Source organism: Chryseolinea sp. H1M3-3, from assembly GCF_029360725.1.
Lineage (GTDB): Bacteria > Bacteroidota > Bacteroidia > Cytophagales > Cyclobacteriaceae > Chryseolinea.
Window position 1 is genome coordinate 171557 of the sequence record NZ_JARKMY010000018.1, and the last position, 19441, is coordinate 190997.

Genomic DNA, 19441 nt, shown 5'->3' on the forward strand with positions numbered 1-19441 from the left:
AAACTACGGGCTTGCAATATAAGCTAATCAGGAAAACCAAGGATGAACTTTTTGATGAAGAATTCATTCATCAATACCACTTGTTGCTTAACATAGGTACGCGGGATTTTCAACTCCTTGTAATTGAACCTGTAGCTAGCAAGGTTCTCCTGTTGGAAGATTTCGTCTTACCATCGTTGACCTCCAACGAAGAATTATTATTGATTCTTGATCAACTTTTTGATTCTCATGCGTTGCTTAGAGCAGGCTTTTGGAAAAAAATTAAAGTTGCATTCAAAAATCAAAAGTTCGTTCAGGTTCCTCAGGCACTCTACGCAGAAGACTCTCTCGCAGACTATTTAAAGTTTAATGCAAACATTGATTCCGCGAATGAAACGTTTGTTGCGTCATCCAATAAACGTGCACAAGCGGTAACGGTCTTTGCCATCAATAAAGATCTAAGAAACTGGCTTGCTAAAGTATACCCAAACAATGCTCCGGTGCTTACACACCAGTCTGCTGCATTAATCGAGGGTACCATGGAATACGCTAAGAGTCGTACCGACAACCCGCTTTACATTTATGTTGATCGCTTTAAGCTTCACATTATTTCGTGTAAAGGCGAGCAACTCATCTATTATAATCAGTTTGCCATCAAACAATTTTCAGATTATATAAAATACATCATGCTCGTCATGAAGTCGCTGAGCATGGATCAACAAACGAGTCAAATCGTGCTGTGGGGATACATCGGAAAAAACTCACCTCATTATCACGAGTTCTATAAATATATAAACAACGTGGCATTTGGAAGCCAACCTGCTTATTTGAGTTTCGGTTATGTGTTCGACGAAGTGCAGGATCATCATTTTTTTGATTTGTATAGCATTCATCTTATCGATTAAGTTCTTTACGAACTTAGCTACCTGTAATCATGACAAAAAGAATTGCATTATTCCCGGGTTCATTCGACCCATTTACAAAAGGTCATGAAGATATTGTTTTACGGGGCCTTCAATTATTTGACGAAATTATTATTGCGCTTGGTTATAATGCGCAGAAGAGCACGCGCTATTTTGAAATTAACATGATGGTGAATCTGATTGAAAGTGCATTTTCAAAATATCCCAACATAAAAGTGGTTACATTCTCTGAGCTGACTGCAGAATTTGCTCGGAAAAATGGTGCGCGCTTTTTATTAAGGGGACTTCGTAATACGACTGACTTTGAATACGAGAATAGTATTTCACAAGTTAATAGACAATTGTACACCGACCTGGAATCTGTTTTTCTCATTACGACACCTAAGTTCGCGTGGATCAGTTCATCGATCGTGAGAGAGGTACATAAATATGGTGGGGATGTTTCCGAATTTCTTCCATATCAGTTGAGGTAACTTCATCCTCGCGGATCACAGCCAATTTACTATTGATTATTTAGCAGGCTTGATCTCCATCATGTCATAATATTGCTCGAAGACGTAACTGATGGATTTATACGAGAGCTCCAACGCATGATATACTTCCTTGCGATTCATCCAACGCGTCTCTTCAATATCTTCCTCCACAGCAGGCCGCATTTTAGCATCATCAATAACGTCCATTATATACCAACGTGTCTTCTTGATCATAGCACGTTTGTTCATGGTATAGGTGTGCCATGTAGTACAAATTTTCCCGTCAACCTTCACAGTCACATTACATTCTTCTTCAACTTCACGTGCTGCAGCTCTTCTGTTTTTCTCGCCCTTCTCTATTTTTCCTTTCGGAAGGTCCCATTTTTTCATTCGATAAATCATGAGAAATTTATCCTTCTTACGCACTAGTCCGCCTGCGGCTTTCACGACCTTAAACTTCATTCGTAAAAATTGTTTTACCCCATCGTAATTTTTAACAGAGAGGTATAAAGACAGCAGACTTGTCGGAACTTTTGAGTCCAAAAAATTCAATAGCAGGGCTAAATCATCTTCGCTAACTTTTTGAATCCAAACGTGGTGAATCAGTTTGGCCTGCGATATTGCCTCTTCTGATGCATCAATCACCATATTTACCCTCCCCTGGTCGGGTAACTCATCGGCCTTTAAAATCCGCACAGGTATATCGTTGATAAAAATAATCATGACTGATTGGGTTAAGGCATTTCCATGATCGCAAAAGAATAAATAAATCCCATGCAGGCAAGTAGATTTAGAACTTTTTACAATAACCGACAAAACTTTTAAACAGGTTAACCCACTCGTCGCTCTTTTTGTGGCTGAACCTGAAATCAAATATGGACGTGGCTTTCTGTCTGCCAAAACTTCAACACCTCGTACCGTAACACTTCAGCACTTTTTTATACCTTTCGCAATTATGCCAATTATCAAAGTACAGGAAGAGACAGCAGGCAAAATTGCGGCGATGTTACTTCAAATTCAAGCTATCAAGCTAAATACAGAAAAACCATTTTCGTGGAGTTCAGGATGGAAATCACCTATTTACTGCGACAACAGACTTTCCTTATCATATCCCGAAATCCGGACTACGATTAAACACGCACTCGCGCAGGCAATACGTGAAAATTTCTTCACGGCAGAATCGATCGCAGGTGTTGCAACGGCAGGTATAGCGCAAGGTGCATTGGTCGCAGACCTTCTAAACTTGCCATTCTTATATGTCAGGCCAAAGCCGAAAGACCACGGAATGGAGAATTTAATAGAAGGGAAAATTGTAAAGAGACAAAAGGTTGTCGTAGTGGAGGATTTGGTCTCTACCGGTGGAAGCTCTTTAAAAGCAACACAAGCCCTACGCGAAGCTGGTTTCGATGTACTGGGAATGGTTTCCATTTTCAACTATGGATTTGATATTGCAACACGCAATTTTTATGATGCGAATACTTCATTGATTAGTTTGTGCGACTATCCTAACCTATTGAAGTACGCATTAGAGGAACAATATATTTCCGAGGATCAGATGGTTTCGCTCAAAGCATGGCGCGTTGATCCATCGAATTGGAAAAAATAACTTCCGGTGTCAAGATCAAATTTAAATACTTTCTCCCCTCAGCATGCTTCAGCAGCGACACAGCAAAGTGTCCTTCCCACATTTGAGAAAGGCTCCAGTGTAATTGTTGTCGGTGCTGGTGCGTTCGGTTCATGGACTTCACTTTACTTATTGCGAGAAGGATTTAAAGTAACGCTAATAGATGCATGGGGTCCGGCACATAGCCGATCAAGTTCAGGAGATGAAACACGTGTGATCCGGTCAACCTATGGCGCTAACGAGTTATACTTTGACTTGAATGTACAGGCGCTAGCACTTTGGAAAGAAAACCAGCGATCGTTCGGACAACAATTATTCCATAACACAGGGGTATTGTGGTTTTGTTACGAAGAGACAACACCATTGGTTGATGACTCATTACCCTTCGCCCAGAAACATCGCATGGAATATCAATACCTGTCACCGCTGGAGTTAAGAAAGAGATTTCCGCTGATATATGTTGACGATTTACACCATGCTTATTTTGATCCTTATGGTGGATATTTACAAGCACGTCAATCTGTACAGGCCGTGAGCACGTGTTTCATAAAAGAAGGCGGAGATTATATACAGTCTTTTGTAAAACCAAAAGCAATTTCATCTGATAAACTTTGCGGTGTATCCCTTTCAAATGGAAATCACTTAGAAGCAGATGCATATATTTTTGCTTGTGGATCGTGGTTGGGAAAAGTATTTCCTGATGTGCTGGGTGATGTCATTACCTGTTCCAAACAAGAAGTATATTACTTTGGCGTTCCTTCTCACGAGTCACTTGCTTATGATCAGCTACCGGTATGGGTAGACGTTGACGGTAAAGATTTTTATTATGGTATTCCAGGAAATTCAAATCGCGGATTCAAACTTGGGGTAGACATACGAGGAGAAAAATTTGATCCTACCTCCGGAGATCACATTCTTGATCCGGAAACGTTGGATAAAGCCCGTCGATTTATTACGCATCGTTTTCCTAGTTTAAAACACGCACCATTAATTGAAAATCGCGTATGCCCCTATGAAAATTCGCCCGATGGTAATTTTATTTTTGATCTGCTTCCCGCAACATCAAATGCGTTCGTCCTTGGCGGCGGATCAGGACATGGTTTTAAGCATGGACCCGCTCTTGGCCAAATGGTAGCAAAAATATTATCGGGCGATCAAAAGGTGCCAACGCTCTTTTTGTTGAAAAACAGAATTGAATAAATGAATAAGTTACGCTTGTTCAGTCTTTAGCCAGGTCGCGGTGACCTCGTTTAGAATTTTCACCTTCTGACTAAAATCTCCCTTAATCTGCTCTCGTATTTTACTCATGTTGTCGAGCAAATCATTGGTCTCCTCCGGTAACGCTTCTTCAAGATATTCGCGGATGCGTTTCGAAATGGTAGGAGATTTTCCATTCGTAGAAATTCCAATTTTTAAGTTTCCTTTAGTGACGACGGAACCCAAATAGAAATCACATAAATCGGGAGTATCAGCAACATTGATAAGCAATCTTCGCGTACGCGCAAATTTTCGAATGGTCTCGTGAAGATTCCGGTTGTCTGTTGCGAGAATCAAAAGATCTTTATTCCAAAGATCCCACAGTTTAAAATTACGCTCAAACAATTTGACGTTCTCATGCTGCGCTGCCAAAGTTCTGATTGGTTCATGAATCGTTCTCGCTACTAAAGAGATTTTAGCTGTCGGACTATTTTTCAGGATATTGGTTAACTTTTCTAATCCAACATTACCTCCCCCAACAATCAGCGTCTCCAATGACTCTAATTTTAAAAAAATCGGAAATAGATTATTGCGTTCCATATTGGTATTGCCCTACAGCTTCGTACGTTATTTCCTTCAATGCGTTGGCCTGCCTTACAACTTCTCCTACGACGATGATGGCTGGTGGCCCCAAATGCTCTGCTGTGGTTAGATGTGCTATGCTAGAAACCGTGCCAACCACGATCTTTTGATTTGGCAAGGTGCCATTTTGAATTACCGCCACAGGTGTTTCACCCTTTCCATGCGATTCAAACAACCACATGATTTCTTTAATTTTTTTGAGTCCCATCAAAATCACCACCGTTGCATTTGATTGGGCGGCCAAACCAACATCCCCCGATATCTGGCCAGCTTTGGTAGTACCCGTTACAACCCAGAAACTCTCACTTATACCTCGCGCTGTAACTGGGATATTTAAACTTGCAGGCACAGCAATAGCGCTGCTGACTCCAGGAATGACATAGGTTTGTATGCCATGTGCTTGCGCATATTCCATTTCTTCTGCTCCACGCCCGAACACAAAAGAATCGCCTCCCTTCAAACGAACGACGTGGCCATACAAGTACGCAAACTCAACAATGAGTTCGTTGATTTCTTCTTGAGAATATTCATGCGACCCCGCGCGTTTTCCTACCGAAAGGGCTGGAACATCTGAAGGGATTAACTGCAAAATCTCCTTGGACACCAGCGCATCATATAAAACAACCTCCGCTGCCTTAATAGCATTTATTCCTTTCAGCGTGATAAGTTCAGGATCACCAGGCCCTGCTCCTACCAACGTTAAACGAGGAGATCCGTGCAATGTAAAGATTGGTGACGTCATTTTTCCATTACTTCTTTTTCCGCGGCACGATAAGCCAACACACTATCCAGGAATTTTGCAGACTCAGTTAAATAAGATAATGCAAAACTATCCGAAGGTTCATTTTTGTTGATGCTTAACACGTAATCTTTAAAGCTTCCTGCAAATTCAAATACACCTGAATCCACAAACTCACGTTGGAAATCTGAAATGGTTTGATACTGTGTACTTGGCTTAATTTCGCGAACAAGCAGCAATGACTTTGCCGTATTTATGAATGCACTGTAGCTATGATAAATCGAGTCTGCATATTGTTTTTGATCATACGCTTCTTTCGCCCATTTCAATTTATCTTCCGAATCGTTTAACAGTGTAGAAACGAGATCAATCATTACGCCGGCACATTCCCCTACAGCTGTATGTAAAATAAAATTTTTCTCTTGGCCCCAATCGATGTATTCCTCTGGAGTTGTGGCGGTAATATCTCCCAATGGTTTTAGCAGTTGATAAAAATGATTTCTGCCTAATCGTTTGAAATAGTCATGATAGTATTCTCCATCAAAGCTATTTTCTTCGTAGTCTGTTAAAAGAACACGTAGCGCCTGAGGGCCACGCTTACTTGGTATTTTGATGATCTTATCAGAGATAATACCTTCCCCTCCTTTTACCCTGGCCCCTCCGAGTAATACTACTAACGCTGGTAATACTTTTCCTTGCTTGTCCTTTATCGTGCTTCCATGAAGACCAATACTTGCTAAACCATGCTGCCCACAAGAGTTAGGGCAACCGCTGATTTTTATTTTAATGTCCTGGTTTGAAATCAAGCCAGGGAATTCTTCACGCACAACTTTTTCAAGTTCCAAAGCTATGGATGTACTATCCGAAATTCCAAGGTTACATGAATCCGTGCCAGGGCAGGCCGTAACATCTGCAACGCTATCAAACCCGGGTTCAGCCAACCCCAGTTTATCAAGTGCCAGATATAAAAGCTTCAACGCTTCGGGGCGAACAAACCGAAGCAAATAACCTTGGTTGATAGTTATGCGAAATTCAGTCGATGCATATAAATCAATAACATCAGCAAACTGGCGCGCAAGTTTCGTGGACATATCGCCCAACGGAAGCTTGACGTACACACCAAAGAAACCTTTTTGTTTTTGTTCGAAAACATTTGTCTCACGCCACAATTGGTATTTCTGTTCATTGGACACGACTACATCTTCTGCCACGATTACGGGTGGAAGTTCTGGCTCGGGCAGAACATTGGTATCAATCTTATATGACTTATTTTTTAATGCTATTCGCTCCTCCTGAACCAGGGCCATTAACTTTTCGAGCCCGATATCATTCATCAAAAATTTCATTCTGGCCTTCATTCTGCGGTTTCGCTCGCCATACCGGTCGAAAACCCTCAGAACAGCTTCACAGAGTGGAATAACCTGGTCTTCTTCGAGGAATTCGTAAGCCAATTGCGCTAAAGTGGGGTTTGCGCCCAGGCCTCCGCCGATGACCACCTTAAAACCACGTTTCCCGTCAACAATTCTTGGAATGAAACCTAAGTCATGAATAAATACATATGCTGTATCGTCATCGCTCGAGGAAAAGGCAATTTTAAATTTGCGTCCCATCTCCTGGCAAATAGGGTTGCGTAAGAAATATCTGAATACTTCATAGGCATACGGAGACACATCAAAGAGTTCTTTCGGGTCAATCCCTGCTGTATCAGAAGCTGTGACATTACGAACGGTATTACCACAGGCTTCACGGGTGGTGATCTTATCCTGTTCTAATTTAGTCCAGAGCTCGGGCGTTTTGTCTAAGCTTACAAAGTGAATTTGAATATCCTGGCGGGTAGTCGCATGAAGATTGCTGCTCGCATATTCATCTGAAATGTCAGCTACCCGTCGGATTTGTTTGGTTGTAATCCGGCCTAATGGAAATTTAATACGCACCATCTGTACACCCGGCTGCCGCTGACCATATATACCACGTGCCAAACGAAGGCTACGGAATTTTTCTTCATCAATTTTACCATCTCGAAAAAGTCTGATCTTACTTTCAAGATCAATGATGTCGCGCGCAACGATTGGGTTGTTCAAATCTTCAAGTTCTGAGCGGAAGCTTTCCATGTTATCAGTAGTATAGGGTTATATTCAATAAAAAAAGCCCTTCCAGTTCTTGCAGGAAAGGCTCGTTATGTTCTTTTGTGTTTTCAGTTTACTTTAGACCATTAACGTATCCGGCAATCCTGTTTGCTCCATGTTTACAGCACCAACACGCAGCTACATTGCAATTCTTACAAAAACAGGTTAAATACTTTGTCATATTGATTACGAAATTAGGTCAATGGTAACAATTATCAAATCGAAATTCTATAAAAAATGTAGATTATTAATCTTAACAACTGTTAGCCAGTGGTGCAATCGATGGAAATGAATTTGTTAAATGCCATGTCTTTTCAACGGCAGATATGACAATGGGGTTATTTTTACTAACGGTCTTTCATGTATAAATGGATTCTAATCCGGTCATTCACTAACTGCGCAGCCCTCGCCTCAGCTCTGCCCTCACTTAAATCTTATAAAGCTTTCATTTCTCTTCGTGGCCAACTCAAGCTTCTTAGTCAGATCTCATGGGTTCTGCTTTCACCTTAGGCAGTTAAAAGTCGGCGTTAAAATTGACCGCTAAAAATCCAGAAGGATAGGTTGAATAAACCATGTCATTGAGCATCGACCTTAACCATTCGCATTTCAGCCTTGGTAGCAACTGAAACCGGCGGAAGGGGTAAAAAAAATGCTCCGGTATTCGGAGCATTCAATTTCAATACTACTTCAGATGTTTAATTTTCCTTACCCATCTTTTCCATTTCCTTATCAAAAGTCTCTTTGAATTTTTCGTAGTCGTAATCAATTTTTAATCGATCATCTTTTGACAAACGTTCATTGTATGTTGCTACTAGTTCTTCTGCAGATAACTCGATGGCAATGTATGTTTTATAAGTTACCTGATCCGTCTTCATAAGCTTTTCACAAATCGTTTTTATCCCTGTAAGTTTCTGATCAACGATTTCACGGTTGAGCTGTTCAAAGCGTTCTTCAACTTGCTCTTTGTTATTCATTTCACGTGAATTCGTGTAGTTGTCCGTTACGGCTTTCACGGTTGTTTGGATGCTTGCAGCAAGTTCGGCACGTGCATTTGCCAATGCTTTCTTTTTAGAAGTTACCTGGTCCTGGCTTTCACCAATTGAGTTAGCTCTAAAGAATTTATTGGTTGTGAAAAAATCCGGCCCGGAGCAAGGAACCACCACTTCTGTCTCCCCTTTTGGAATCTTCTCTTTCCCTTTACAGCCGATCATAAAGACTCCACCAAGCAATACTAGCATTAGGGTAGCATAGCTCAAGTTTTTCATAGTTCAATTGGAAATTTGGTTTATAATATATGTTAAACAATTTCGATACCAAACTCAAATGCCTCACATTAAGGCTATTGCAGCACGGTATTCAATAATTCATTTATTCTTTCTTTCTCCAGCGTTTCCACGGCTTTGTTATAGGCATCAACACTGGATTTATCATAGTCCAACCCGTAGCCTTTTATGCGGTCAAGGGTTGTTTCATAAATCTCTTTACCTTCTTTCACTGCAAGTACTTTTATAACACTTGTTAAGTAAGTCACATAAATACTCCCGGTGACTGAACCTTTTTCAGCATCGGATTTTACATCAAACCATAAATCTGCAGATGCGCGTGTGTTGGTAAATTCAAAACCATTTCTTGCCAGCAGGTTTTTTAATTTGTTTGTAATTTGTTCATTGCTTTTGTCTAGGCCGAAACTCTTCTCTTCCGAAGTTAAATACACCATAGGCCGTTGCACTTTTAACATAACGTGGGCGCTAGGCACTCTAAGTGTTTTAGTGACCAAGGTATAAATTGGTGATTCACCGGCGCCACTCAATGCATCAATGTCCACCTTAAGTTCAATCGTCTGATCTATTTCCTTCGAATCAATTTTGTTAATAAGTATTTTAGTTTGCCCATTATCATCTGTCTTGTACCTCGGATAAATATCACCCTCTCCTTTTTTAAATGAGGCGTGAAGTGGTAGCGATTTTACCGGTTGAGCTGAATCGTTGTACGAACATTTTGTAATGACCGTTTGCGCCGTTTGATTAACCCTGCGGTTAACCAAAATTTCTGCGGGTTCCACCTGGACGGTAATCTTATTTAACACACCTTGTAATGAAGCATAAATTTCATTTCCTAAAAGAACTTCTCTGCTTTCGATGGTAACGGGTATTGCTTCGCCCAGATATTTTTCAATGGATCGAAAGGCCTGAAAATAAAAACTCATCGCTTGCAGGCGTTCCCCATTATTCTCGGCTTGTTTTCCTTTTTGTAAGTAATCCATCGCCAATATCTTTGCGTTCCTCTTTTGCTCCTCTTTGATTTGTCTATAACGTGCAATTGAAAGCCTGTAGTAAACCCAGTAGTTTGATGCATCTTCCCATGCATCTACAAGTTCAAATTCTTCAATTTCATCGGCGGCAGTAGTCTGAATGATTTGTTCGTATTGCTCAGAAAGTTTTTTATCCACTTCAATCTGATTGAGAATAGAAGTACTGGAAACGTTCACTTTTATTTCAGACACCAAATCATCTAGTGCGCTTTTCTTAGCAGCCTGAATGTAGTTATTAGAGCCGTTTTTTATACTGTGACCAATACCGGTGTAATAGCCATCCTGATACGGTGTCGTTTTCAACCACGAAGGTTTTAACGATTCAGGGTCCGGCTGAACCTTAGGACTACAACTTGCTAAAACGAGAAGAACTATAAAGAATCTCTTCACAAAATAACCGTTAGGGATTTCTGGTTAAGTAATTGCCACATCCGTGCCAATTTCATTTAAGGCAAATCTAAGCGGGCAGGGATTTACAATATGGGCAAAAGGGGCAAGTTTATTACATGCCAATGAATAAGGATGGAGAAAGCCGAAAGCAGACGTAATACCTGAACCCAAACTCTACAGTTGCTTCCAGGTTAAAACAGCAAGCGGTTACTTTTAGTCTTCGCCCTTGGCAACCACTTCGTAAGAGGTAAAGGATGCACCGTAATATTCCCTGTTCATTCGGGCAATATTGGATAAACTAATGGCCTTTGGACATTCCGCTTCGCACGCACCAGTGTTCGTGCAGGCACCAAATCCTTCAGCATCCATTTGGGCTACCATTTTTTCTACACGCTCTTTTCGCTCTGGCTTCCCTTGTGGTAATAAAGCTAATTGAGAAACTTTTGCGCTCACAAATAACATAGCGGAAGCGTTCTTACATGCCGCAACGCACGCCCCACAGCCGATACACGCCGCCGAATCGAAAGCTTCATCCGCAACTTTCTTAGGAATAGGAATAACGTTAGCGTCTGGCACACCGCCGGTATTGACAGATACATACCCACCTGCCTGTTGAATCCGGTCGAAAGCGCCGCGATCTACAATTAAATCTTTAATGACGGGAAATGCTTTTGCTCTCCATGGTTCAATTGTAATCGTTTCACCATCGGAAAATGTACGCATGTGAAGCTGGCAGGTTGTAGTTTGTTGTGGTCCGTGCGGCCGCCCGTTAATATACAGGCTGCACATGCCGCATATACCTTCACGACAATCGTGATCAAAAGCAACAGACTCTTCCCCCTTTACAATGAGTTCATTGTTTAATACGTCCAACATTTCCAGAAAGGACATGTCAGGGGAAACGTGATCAAGTTTATATTCTTTAAAGGATCCTTTGTCACCTTTATTTTTCTGCCGCCAAATCTTAAGTGTAATCTTCATGTTTATAAAGTGTTGAAGTGTTGGAGTTCGAAGTGTTGTAGTTTAACACTTCGATAAACAGTTTCATTTACTTATAGCTTCTTTGAGTCAATTTAACGTTCTCAAATATTAATTCTTCCTTATGCAGTTCTTCAGGTTGATTATCCCCTTTATACTCCCAGGCAGCTGCGTACGTGAATAAATCATCCTTGCGTTGCGCTTCACCGTCTGGAGTTTGTGACTCTTCTCTGAAATGTCCGCCACATGATTCTTCGCGATGTAAGGCGTCATCTACCATCAATTCTCCCAGCTCCATAAAGTCCGCAACACGCATCGCTTTTTCAAGTTCCTGATTTAGTTCTGTTGAACTACCCAGTACGTTGACGTTTTGCCAAAACTCAGCCTTTAACTGCTGAATTTTACTTTTAGCTTTTCTAAGACCTTCGGCATTCCGCGCCATACCACAATAGTCCCACATGGTTAAACCGAGCTCACGATGAAACTGATCCACCGTCTTCTTTCCTTTTATTGACAGGAATTTATTTAGTGTAGCATTTACTTTTTCTAACGCTTCTTTAAATTCCGGGCGGTCTGTACTCACCTTCTCACTTGACAATCCTGCCAAATAATCTCCAATGGTATACGGAATTACAAAATAACCATCTGCCAGTCCTTGCATCAAAGCACTTGCACCTAAGCGGTTGGCACCATGATCGGAGAAATTGGCTTCACCCAGCGCATACAATCCGGGAATCGTTGTCATGAGATTATAATCTACCCATAGGCCGCCCATTGTATAGTGTACGGCAGGGTAAATCATCATCGGTACTTCGTAGGGGTTATCACCTGTAATCTGTTGATACATATCAAACAGGTTACCATACTTTGCTTCAATAACCTTTTTTCCATCGCGCTTGATCGCATCTGAGAAGTCAAGAAATACGGCTAACCCGGAGCCTACACCTCTACCTTCGTCGCACATGTTTTTTGCATTGCGGGAAGCAACATCCCGAGGGACGAGGTTACCAAAGGAAGGATATCTTCTTTCCAGGAAATAATCTCTTTCAACTTCCGGAATGTTTACAGCCTCTTTTGCTTTTAAACCTGGACGGGAAGTTTTTGGAACCCATACCCGCCCATCGTTCCGCAAAGACTCAGACATCAATGTTAATTTTGACTGATGATCTCCGGAGACAGGAATACAGGTAGGGTGTATTTGCGTAAAACAAGGATTTCCGAATAATGCTCCTTTCTTGTGTGCTCTCCAGATAGCCGTCGCGTTACTTCCTTTGGCATTGGTGGAAAGAAAAAATACGTTTCCATATCCGCCAGTACATAACAACACAGCGTGGGCGCTATGCGACTCAATTTTTCCTGTTACCAGATCTCTGGCAATAATGCCGCGCGCTTTACCATCCACTAAAACGAGGTCCAGCATTTCCGTACGCGGATACATTTTCACCTTTCCATTTGCAATCTGGCGGTTCAAGGCCGAATATGCACCGAGCAAAAGTTGTTGTCCTGTTTGTCCGCGTGCATAAAACGTTCTGGATACCTGCGCACCACCGAAAGAGCGGTTGGCAAGCAATCCACCGTATTCACGGGCGAATGGAACTCCCTGTGCAACGCACTGATCTATTATGTTGACACTGACCTGCGCAAGCCGGTACACATTTCCTTCACGCGCACGATAGTCGCCCCCTTTGATTGTATCGTAAAAAAGCCGGTGGACACTATCGCCATCATTTTGATAATTTTTCGCGGCATTTATACCACCTTGGGCGGCGATGCTGTGTGCTCTCCGCGGGCTATCCTGAAAACAGAAAGCTTTTACATTATAGCCAAGCTCACCTAACGATGCGGCCGCCGACGCACCTGCGAGCCCTGTTCCAACCACAATGATATCATACTTGCGCTTATTGGCAGGGTTGACCAGTTTGAGGTTAAACTTGTGCTTGGTCCATTTGTCGGCCAGCGGCCCATCAGGAATTTTTGAATCTAATTTCATATATAATAGAAGAGCTGAAATTTAATCTAGGAACATCCAAATTGGAATCAATGCAAATAAAGCGGGGATGATGATCGCGAATGCTCTACCAACATTGGCAATAAGAGAATTGTATTTCAAGTGGTTTAAACCGAGCGTTTGAAATGCACTGGCAAAGCCATGCCATAAGTGAAAAGCCAGCATGAGCATACTAAAAACATAAACAGCTACATACCATACATTTGAATACGCCTCATTCACGGTAGCATACAGGTTCTTGACTTCAACGCCATCATAATTTGCAGTTGGAATGCCTCCCCAGTGCATTTCATACCAAAATCCACGCAAGTGAATAACGAGGAAGATCAAAATAAATGTTCCTAAAATTCCCATATTTCGTGAAGTCCAGGGAGAAGAATTTTTTATAACTGCATATCCCTGTCCGCCACGAGCATTCTTATTTCCAATAGTCAACAAAAGCGCCCATAGAATATGAAGAAGGATGCAGGCATAATTGACATAAGAGATAGTCATGATCAAAGGATTGCTCGTCATGAATTGGGCATACACATTAAATGATTCGCCGTCATCATTTTTCAACAGCTGAAGATTTCCGATCAAATGAACCACCAAAAAGAGAATGAGGAAAAGACCTGTTAAGGCCATGAGAAGTTTTCTGCCTATCGTGCTCGACAGAAGCTTTATAAACCAATTCATACTAAGGTTTTAGAATTTTGCCCGAAAAATACTTCTCAAACCCTAGTCTACCAAGCAAAGAATTACTTTAGAACTTATTTAAATAATGTTTTGAGGCTAATTGAATACCTCAAATAAAGTAATGATGATAGTAATGGCGGATACAGTGATCAACAAAAACCATTCTTTTTCGATAAATCTGCAAATGGCTTTAATAGACTGTTTCATATTTGTGTTAAGGTTTTGTCCCCATAAGCCAATAATTGTGCTAGATCATAATGTATTGTAGGCCAGCTTATTAAACTCCATTTTGCGCTTTCGTAGGCCGAAATAAGAGTCAAAACCGCAACGCGTTCCCAAATTGAAAAAGATGCTTCAAACGAGTTAGGCAGAAAGTTCAGTCAGACCCGTTGTTTTCATTCATTGATTTTAATTGAGAAAAAATTTGTTTGGTATGGCGGGGCCACAATTTAACTTTACAGCCACCACACTTTTTATAACTAAGAATGTATTTAATTTTTGATACCGAGACAACGGGACTTCCTCATAATAAAACTGCTCCGATTACTGACCTTGATAACTGGCCACGGCTTGTACAAATCGCATGGCAACTTCATAACGAAAAAGGCAAAATTTTATCGCAGCACAACTACCTTGTAAAGCCCGACGGTTTTGATATTCCCTTTAAAGCAGAACAGGTTCACGGCATCTCCACAAAAAGAGCGCTCGAAGAGGGTCATGAGCTGAGCAAAGTATTAGACTTGTTGGCTGAGGACCTTGGGCGAACATCACTCGTGGTCGGTCATAATATTGAATTCGATATCAATATTATCGGTGCGGAATGTATTCGCCAGAAAATTGATCCCGACGTACTCTTAAGACTAAGTAAACTTGATACAGGCCTGACGGCAACGGAGTTTTGTCAATTTCAAGGCGGTATTGGCGGCAAATTAAAAATGCCAACCCTTCTCGAATTGCATAAAAAACTTTTTAACAAAGATTTTGGTGATGCGCATGATGCCTCTTACGATGTCGCTGCGACCGCCCGGTGTTTTTTCGGCTTGTTAAAACAAAAAGTAGCGAAGCCGTTCGATGCAACTCCCATTGAAGAAATTGAATACGAAGAACCTAATCTTGAAGCTGCGAACTTCACCAAACGAGAAAAGTTAAAAGAAGCAGCTTACAAACTTGGTGAAGATAACGTTGTCGTTACGGATGCTCCCTTCGTTCATCTTCATGTTCATTCACAATTTTCTGTGCTGCAGGCGACACCTGAAATTAAAACGCTTGTGTCGAAAGCAAAAGCGTTGGGTATGCCGGCGGTTGCAATTACCGACTTAGGGAACATGTATGGTGCTTTTAAATTTGTTCGCGAAGCACTTAACCATGAAATCAAGCCTATCGTGGGCTGTGAATTTTACATTGCTGAGGAACGGCAAAAACTAAAGTTCACCAAAGACAACCCTGACAAGCGTTTCACCCAGGTTTTGCTTGCCAAAAATAAAAATGGTTATCACAATCTAGCCAAGCTAAGTTCATACGGTTTCACGGAAGGCCTATACGGAATTCATCCGCGTATTGACAAAGCATTGGTCGAACAATATAAGCAGGATCTTATTGCCACCACGGGATCGCTATCCAGCGAGATACCGCATTTAATTCTCAGTGTGGGTGAAAAACAAGCGGAAGAAGCATTCAAATGGTGGCATTCTATTTTTGGTGAGGATTTCTATGTTGAATTAAACCGCCATGGTATACGGGAGGAAGATCACGTCAACGAAACCCTTTTGCGTTTCGCTAAAAAACATGGCGTAAAATATTTTGCGGCAAACGAGGCTTTTTACATCGATAAAGAAGAAGCAAATGCACACGATGTGTTGCTCTGTATTAAAGAAGGAGAATTTAAGTCAACACCCATCGGACACGGTCGGGGTACACGGTATGGCCTTGCTAATTCAGAGTACTACTTTAAGTCGCAGGCTGAAATGAAATCCATTTTCCGAGACTTACCAGAGGCAATTGAAACTGTTGGCGAGATCATCAACAAAATCGAAAGTTATACACTAGAACGCAATGTGTTGCTTCCGAAATTTGAGATCCCGAAAGAATTTCAAACTGAGGACGAATACTTGCGCTATCTAACTTATGAAGGCGCTAAGAAAAAATACGGTGAAATATCTTCAGCGCTTCGCGAACGCCTGGACTTTGAATTGGACACCATTCAAAAAACAGGTTATCCAGGATACTTTCTTATCGTCCAGGATTTTACTTCGAAAGCAAGAGAAATTGGTGTTTCTGTCGGGCCAGGACGTGGGTCGGCGGCAGGATCAGCTGTAGCCTACAGTATTGGAATTACAAATGTTGATCCGATTAAATATGATTTACTGTTCGAACGTTTCTTAAATCCAGATCGTGTTTCACTTCCTGATATTGATATTGATTTTGATGATGAAGGCCGCGATAAAGTATTAAAATATGTCATCGACAAATACGGCAAAAATCAAGTCGCTCAAATCATTACTTATGGTACCATGGCGGCCAAGTCTTCCATTCGCGACTGCGCGCGCGTCATGGAGTTGCCATTGTCGGAAGCAAACTTGCTGGCCAAGATGGTTCCCGAACGACCAGGTACGTCGCTTGACTTAGCTTTTTCAGAAGTGAAAGAACTTGCCGAGTTTAAAAAAGGATCAGATCTGAAAGCGCAAGTTCTTCAACAAGCAGTAATTCTCGAAGGATCCGTTAGAAATACTGGAACACATGCATGCGGTGTTATTATCACACCCGATGATCTAACTAAGTTTGTTCCAGTATCGACGGCAAGGGATTCAGACATGCTGGTTACGCAGTTTGATAACAGCGTTGTAGAAAGCGCTGGTATGTTAAAAATGGACTTCCTGGGTCTTACCACCCTTTCTATTATCAACACTGCCTTAAAGAACATTCAAAAAAGTAAAGGCATTTCCATTGACATTGACACCATCCCTCTAGACGATGTAAAGACATATCAACTTTTTCAACGCGGCGAAACGACAGGTACATTCCAGTTTGAAAGTGTTGGTATGCAAAAATATTTGCGACAGCTGAAGCCCGACAAATTCGAAGATCTGATCGCGATGAATGCATTATATCGCCCAGGTCCGATGGAATACATTCCTGCTTTTATTAATCGCAAGCATGGTCGAGAGCCCATCAAATACGACTTGCCAGCGATGGAAGAATTTCTCTCTGAAACCTATGGCATCACTGTTTATCAGGAACAGGTTATGTTGCTGTCACAAAAACTTGCAGGTTTCAGTAAAGGTGACGCCGATGTGCTTCGAAAGGCTATGGGTAAGAAGCAAAAAGCAGTTCTCGACAAGATGAAAGGGAAATTCATCGAAGGCTGTAAACAGCATGGACACGCACCAGAAATTTGTGAAAAAATCTGGACCGATTGGGAAGCCTTCGCGCAATATGCATTCAACAAATCGCACTCTACATGTTACTCGCTGGTTGCTTACCAAACTGCTTATTTAAAAGCAAACTATCCTGCAGAATACATGGCCGCAGTGTTGACACATTCACAAAATAATCTTGAGAATGTTACATTCTTTATCGAAGAATGTAGAAACCTTGGAATAAAAGTGTTGGGTCCTCATGTTAACGAATCCGGAATTTATTTTGAGGTTAATAAACTGGGTGAAATACGCTTCGGATTGGGTGCCATCAAGGGTGCTGGAGACTCGGCGGTTGAAGCCATTATCCACGAACGTGATGCCAAAGGTCCCTTCGAAGATATTTTTGATTTTGCAAAACGGTTGAATCAGCGCAGCGTTAACAAAAAAACTTTTGAGTGCCTCGCGCTGTCTGGCGCCTTCGATTGCTTTACTGGTATTCACCGTCGGCAATATATTTTCGCAAAAGACGGAGAGGTAAATCTGCTTGAAAAAGCCATGAAGTATGCTGCCAAAACACAGCAAGATGAACAAAGCGCTCAAGTGAGTTTATTCGGTGGAAGTTCCGGAATTGTAATGCCGAAGCCTAAAATCGATTATGTTGAACCTTTCACGGAAATTGAAAAATTAAATCTCGAAAAAGAAGTTGTCGGCATTTACATTTCAGGCCATCCGTTAGACAACTTCAAGTTTGAGATGAATGCATTTTGCAAGACATCCTGTGGAGAATTAACGGATCTGGAAAATATGGTTGGTCGTGAAATTAAGCTCGGCGGCATCGTGTCAGGCGTCGAACATCGCACCACCAAGACCGGCAAACCTTTTGGAAAGTTTACCCTAGAGGACTATACCAGTAATTATACGTTTACTTTGTTTGGAGAAGACTATCTCAAGTTCAAGAATTTTATGAACATCGGTTGGTTCCTATTTGTGGAAGGTGGCGTTGTTAAAAATACCTGGGGTCAGCAAAATGTAGAAATCAAGATCCGGAATATCGACCTGCTGAACGAGCTGGGTTTAAAACGCAGCAAAGGCGTTCAGCTACGTATTAATGCCACTGATATAACCGAAGAAATGATTGGCGTTATTGAAGACGTTTGTCAGCTTTATGCTGGCAGCACACCATTGTTTCTCAAAATACAGGATGAGAAAGAAAATATTAACCTCGAACTGTTATCACGAAAATTTCGTGTGAACCCTGTAAATGAGATGGCAGTTCATATGAAGAAGGCCGGCGCGGTGGAAGTGGAGGTCATATAAGTGCTTGAGTGTTTATGTGTTTGAGTGTTTATGTATGGCCGCAAGAGTGTAGAAGACGCCCTGGGAACATCTCAATCGATGATCATTAATTACTTTGAACTAAAAAATATACCTTTACGTTCGGTAATTGAACCTTAACAAAAATTTAAATAATACGCCAATGGGAAAAGCAATTGAACTTAATGACGCCAATTTTGATCAAATTATTAACTCCGACAAACCTGTTCTGGTAGACTTCTGGGCAGAATGGTGCGGACCTTGTAAAATGATTGGACCTGTAGTTGAAGAACTTGCAAACGACTACGATGGCAAAGCTGTCATTGGCAAACTAAATGTTGATGAGAACCCCAATGTTACGGCTCGTTTTGGTGTTCGTAACATTCCAACGCTGTTGGTTTTCAAAGGTGGTCAAATTGTCGACAAACAAGTAGGTGCTGTACCTAAATCAGTTTTGAACCAAAAACTTGCTGCGCAAGTCGCCTAAGTTAAAAGCACTATATATATTAAAAATGCCACCTACAAATTGGGTGGCATTTTTAATATACAGGAGTTTCATGCTGAAGACAAGAAGCATAAGACACCGCCCAAATTTTTTTTTACTCTCTTTGGAAATGCATTTTTTTGAAAGTCATTTTGTGCCAGTGACACCCGAAATTAGATAATCTAATTCCCTTCTCATCCTTAATTAACATTACTAGGT

Annotated in this window: 15 protein-coding genes; 6 read left to right on the top strand and 9 right to left on the bottom strand. The window is 41.4% G+C overall.

The genetic code is table 11. The features are described 5' to 3' along the window. Positions 1 to 11: 11 nt before the first annotated feature. Together P2W71_RS24765 and coaD are read left to right on the top strand one after the other, a co-directional pair. On the top strand, positions 12 to 884 hold the full coding sequence (locus tag P2W71_RS24765) for a DUF3822 family protein (protein WP_276374103.1): 873 nt from the start codon (positions 12 to 14) through the stop codon (positions 882 to 884). A gap of 29 nt (positions 885 to 913) precedes the next feature. Next, positions 914 to 1375 carry a pantetheine-phosphate adenylyltransferase gene (gene coaD, locus P2W71_RS24770; RefSeq protein WP_276374104.1) on the top strand — a complete coding sequence of 154 codons (462 nt, stop codon included), beginning with the start codon at positions 914 to 916 and terminating at the stop codon, positions 1373 to 1375. A 36-nt stretch (positions 1376 to 1411) separates the two neighbouring features. On the opposite strand, the gene P2W71_RS24775 is transcribed toward coaD, so the two are convergent. Further along, positions 1412 to 2098, bottom strand: coding sequence for an NUDIX domain-containing protein (locus tag P2W71_RS24775; RefSeq protein ID WP_276374105.1), 687 nt, complete (start codon positions 2096 to 2098; stop codon positions 1412 to 1414). A gap of 232 nt (positions 2099 to 2330) precedes the next feature. Between P2W71_RS24775 and pyrE the strand changes: the two genes are divergently transcribed. Further along, positions 2331 to 2981, top strand: a complete 651-nt coding sequence (gene pyrE / locus P2W71_RS24780; protein WP_276374106.1) for an orotate phosphoribosyltransferase — start codon at positions 2331 to 2333, stop codon at positions 2979 to 2981. Positions 2982 to 2987: 6 nt separating this feature from the next. After that, positions 2988 to 4199, top strand: a complete 1212-nt coding sequence (locus tag P2W71_RS24785) for an FAD-dependent oxidoreductase (RefSeq protein ID WP_276374108.1) — start codon at positions 2988 to 2990, stop codon at positions 4197 to 4199. A gap of 9 nt (positions 4200 to 4208) precedes the next feature. Here P2W71_RS24785 and P2W71_RS24790 read toward each other — a convergent pair whose 3' ends face one another. From P2W71_RS24790 to P2W71_RS24825, 8 genes are all read right to left on the bottom strand, one after another. Next, positions 4209 to 4796 (bottom strand): bifunctional precorrin-2 dehydrogenase/sirohydrochlorin ferrochelatase, encoded by a 588-nt coding sequence (locus tag P2W71_RS24790; RefSeq protein ID WP_276374109.1) that lies wholly within the window; start codon positions 4794 to 4796, stop codon positions 4209 to 4211. Next, positions 4783 to 5580 (bottom strand): uroporphyrinogen-III C-methyltransferase, encoded by a 798-nt coding sequence (gene cobA / locus P2W71_RS24795; RefSeq protein WP_276374110.1) that lies wholly within the window; start codon positions 5578 to 5580, stop codon positions 4783 to 4785. Before cobA ends, P2W71_RS24790 begins: the two co-directional genes overlap by 14 nt. Next, positions 5577 to 7688 carry a nitrite reductase gene (locus tag P2W71_RS24800; RefSeq protein WP_276374111.1) on the bottom strand — a complete coding sequence of 704 codons (2112 nt, stop codon included), beginning with the start codon at positions 7686 to 7688 and terminating at the stop codon, positions 5577 to 5579. The genes cobA and P2W71_RS24800 overlap by 4 nt, the downstream gene beginning before the upstream one ends. 710 nt (positions 7689 to 8398) lie before the next feature. Further along, positions 8399 to 8968 (bottom strand): hypothetical protein, encoded by a 570-nt coding sequence (locus tag P2W71_RS24805; protein WP_276374112.1) that lies wholly within the window; start codon positions 8966 to 8968, stop codon positions 8399 to 8401. A 74-nt stretch (positions 8969 to 9042) separates the two neighbouring features. Beyond that, the gene (locus tag P2W71_RS24810; RefSeq protein ID WP_276374113.1) at positions 9043 to 10404 is read right to left on the bottom strand and encodes an LPP20 family lipoprotein; all 1362 of its coding nucleotides are present in this window, start codon (positions 10402 to 10404) and stop codon (positions 9043 to 9045) included. Between the two features lie 213 nt (positions 10405 to 10617). Further along, a complete protein-coding gene (locus P2W71_RS24815; RefSeq protein WP_276374114.1) occupies positions 10618 to 11385 on the bottom strand; it encodes a succinate dehydrogenase/fumarate reductase iron-sulfur subunit in 768 nt (255 codons plus the stop codon). 67 nt (positions 11386 to 11452) lie between these two features. Further along, positions 11453 to 13372 (bottom strand): fumarate reductase/succinate dehydrogenase flavoprotein subunit, encoded by a 1920-nt coding sequence (locus P2W71_RS24820; RefSeq protein WP_276374115.1) that lies wholly within the window; start codon positions 13370 to 13372, stop codon positions 11453 to 11455. A 21-nt stretch (positions 13373 to 13393) separates the two neighbouring features. Further along, complete coding sequence (locus P2W71_RS24825; RefSeq protein WP_276374116.1) at positions 13394 to 14068, bottom strand: succinate dehydrogenase cytochrome b subunit; 675 nt, start codon at positions 14066 to 14068, stop codon at positions 13394 to 13396. 485 nt (positions 14069 to 14553) lie between these two features. On the opposite strand from P2W71_RS24825, the gene dnaE reads away from it, so the two are divergent. Then, positions 14554 to 18741: a DNA polymerase III subunit alpha gene (gene dnaE, locus P2W71_RS24830; RefSeq protein WP_276374117.1), complete on the top strand. Its 4188-nt coding sequence runs from the start codon at positions 14554 to 14556 to the stop codon at positions 18739 to 18741. A 160-nt stretch (positions 18742 to 18901) separates the two neighbouring features. Beyond that, positions 18902 to 19225, top strand: a complete 324-nt coding sequence (trxA, locus tag P2W71_RS24835) for a thioredoxin (RefSeq protein ID WP_276374118.1) — start codon at positions 18902 to 18904, stop codon at positions 19223 to 19225. Positions 19226 to 19441 lie beyond the last annotated feature (216 nt).